Consider the following 2,532-nt stretch of genomic DNA (forward strand, 5'->3'; position numbering starts at 1 on the left):
TTTAACACCATATGATGGTGGAATGTTAATAATTACTGGTCTAGTAGATGTATCGCCTTTAGCAGTACTTAAATATTCTTTCTATATTTATCTATTAATAATAGTAACATGTTTAACAATTCAATTTGGATTTTTTCAAAATAAAGAAAATTCTACCCTCTAAAAAGAGGGTAGAATTAATATTTTTACTTAATTTTCATAAGAGTTTCTTTTCCAAAATTCACTAATTTTGTACCTCCTCTACCTCTTGACGATTCAATATATCCTTTCTCTTTCATTATATTTAATATTTTTCTAATTATAGCTTCACTTACATCTATATTTTTCTTTTCTAACTCCTTTAATATAATTTGTCTCCCAGCTCCTAATCCCATTTTTTCTTTTTCATATATTATTTCTAAAATATTGAAAATTAAAAAATCTTCACTACTTTTTTCGTATTTTTTTGTATTTAAATTTTCTTGTCCTCGAATATATTCAGGAAGCATACTGATATCTATTATTTTTTCATTTAAACAAAAAAAATATTCTATACAATTTTTTAATTCTCTAACATTTCCAGGCCAATTATACTCCATTAAAATACTTTGAGTTTTTTCAGTTAAAATAAAATTAAAATTTAAACTTGTTTTAAAATTATTAATAAGAAGCTCAATATCTTCCTTTCTATTTCTTAAAGGAATAAGATTTATAGGTAGTGTATTTAATCTATAATATAAATCATTTCTAAATTTTTTTTCTTCAACAAGTGCTAATAAATCTTCATTTGATGCTGCAATTATTCTAACATCTATTGGAATTAATCTATCTCCACCAACTTTAATAATCTCTTTTTCTTGAGTTACCCTAAGAAGTTTTATTTGTAGATTTTTACTCATTCCCTCAATTTCATCTAAAAATATAGTGCCATTATTTGCAATTTCAAAAAGTCCTATTTTACCACCTTTTTTAGCTCCACTAAAAGCTCCTTCTTCATATCCAAAAAGCTCTGATTCCAAAAGATTTTCAGCTAAAGCAGCACAATTAATTGCAACAAAAGGTTTATCTTTTCTATCTGAGTAATTGTGAATAGAATGAGCAAAAAGTTCTTTTCCAGTTCCTGTTTCTCCAGTTATTAAAACAGGAGAACAAGTTCTTGACATTTTCATAGCTATCTCTTTCAACTTAATCATATGTGAACTTTTAGTAATAATATCTTCAAAAATATATCTTCCTCTGTGGCTTTTTTTAAAATTATCACTGCTTTCTCTTAAAATATAACTCTCATTAGGGAGTATTTTACTAATTAAAATAAAAGCACAAGAGTACTTACCTTTTCTAACAATGGGAATTACTGATACATTAAAGACTACATTAGAATTATTTGTATATATAAAATTTGTCTTTTTAAGATCTTTTTTAGCCTCTTTAATATGAGTTTTAAAAAATAAATTATCTATTGTTTTTAAAAGTATTTTAGTTCTTGAAGTTTCAGTATATTCTAAGGCTTTTTTATTACAATTAATAATTATATTTAATTTATCAATTGAAATTATTCCTATATTATTTTCGTCAGTCAGAAGTTTGAGTTTTTGTTTTAGTAAAGAATTTGTTTCAATAAGGGCTTCAATTCCTACATTTTTATCTAATATTTCTTCAAAATAGTCTGTGAATCTCTTAGTTTCAAGAAGATATTCACAATCAATTAAGGTAGCAATTTCTAAAATAGTAGTTGTATCTAAAACTCTATTTTTAATATCTATAATTTCTTTAATATTTTTTGGTGCAAGTTGAGGCTCACCAGGAGTAATAGCTATTTCTATATTTTTATCTAGCTCATTACACTTTGGATAAAATGGTAAAAACTCAATATTATTAATTCCTTTTTGATATAAAAGAGTAATCGTTTCTATAGACATCTTAACAGATGTATTAACAAGAAGAGCCTTTGTATTCATTGGATATTTTTTTAATTCTTCAATTATGGAGTTTTTAAAGGTAACAGTTCCAATAATAAGTTTTTTATCTTTTGGGATAAATTGTAAAACATCGTCATTTTTATCAAAAGAAACAGTTGTAATTAAAAATATATCTTCTGTCTTTGGAGAAAAAACTGACTTATCCTCAATTGAATAATTAGATACTTCAATAGCATCTCCAAAAAAGTATTTAAGTTGTTCTTTATAAAATAACGAAACATTTTTTCCAGCTGCAATAACTGCTAATTTTAATGACATTTTCCACCTCACCTTTCTATATATGAAAATAATATACTACTACAAGTCTATTTGTCAATAAAATATACACTGTTCTATATAGGTTTTTAACCAGTTTAAACCTATTAATCTTAACCAAAACCAATTAATCGCATTTCAAACCCTTTATAACTCTATTTTTTTCATTGGAACAAAAATTGCTTATATTATATGCAAAGATAAAAAGTTAGGAGGATTTAAAATGAATTATATATTTGATGAAAAAATTGATAGAAGTAAAAATCATTCTGCTAAATGGGAAGAAATGGGAAATAAATTTATTTCAAATGATCTTTTT

1 protein-coding gene and 1 pseudogene are annotated in these 2,532 nt (G+C 24.4%); one reads left to right on the plus strand and one right to left on the minus strand.

Going from position 1 to position 2,532, the window contains the following annotated elements:
- Positions 1-163 (plus strand): annotated as a pseudogene (locus tag Q0V09_RS10705) (Na+/H+ antiporter NhaC family protein); the annotation flags it as partial.
- Between the two features lie 22 nt (positions 164-185).
- Here the strand turns inward: Q0V09_RS10705 and Q0V09_RS10710 are convergent.
- Positions 186-2,216 (minus strand): sigma 54-interacting transcriptional regulator, encoded by a 2,031-nt coding sequence (locus Q0V09_RS10710; RefSeq protein WP_297489462.1) that lies wholly within the window; start codon positions 2,214-2,216, stop codon positions 186-188.
- Between the last annotated feature and the right edge of the window lie 316 nt (positions 2,217-2,532).

The sequence above is a fragment of the uncultured Cetobacterium sp. genome (genome assembly GCF_947039425.1).
In the GTDB taxonomy this organism is placed as follows: domain Bacteria; phylum Fusobacteriota; class Fusobacteriia; order Fusobacteriales; family Fusobacteriaceae; genus Cetobacterium_A.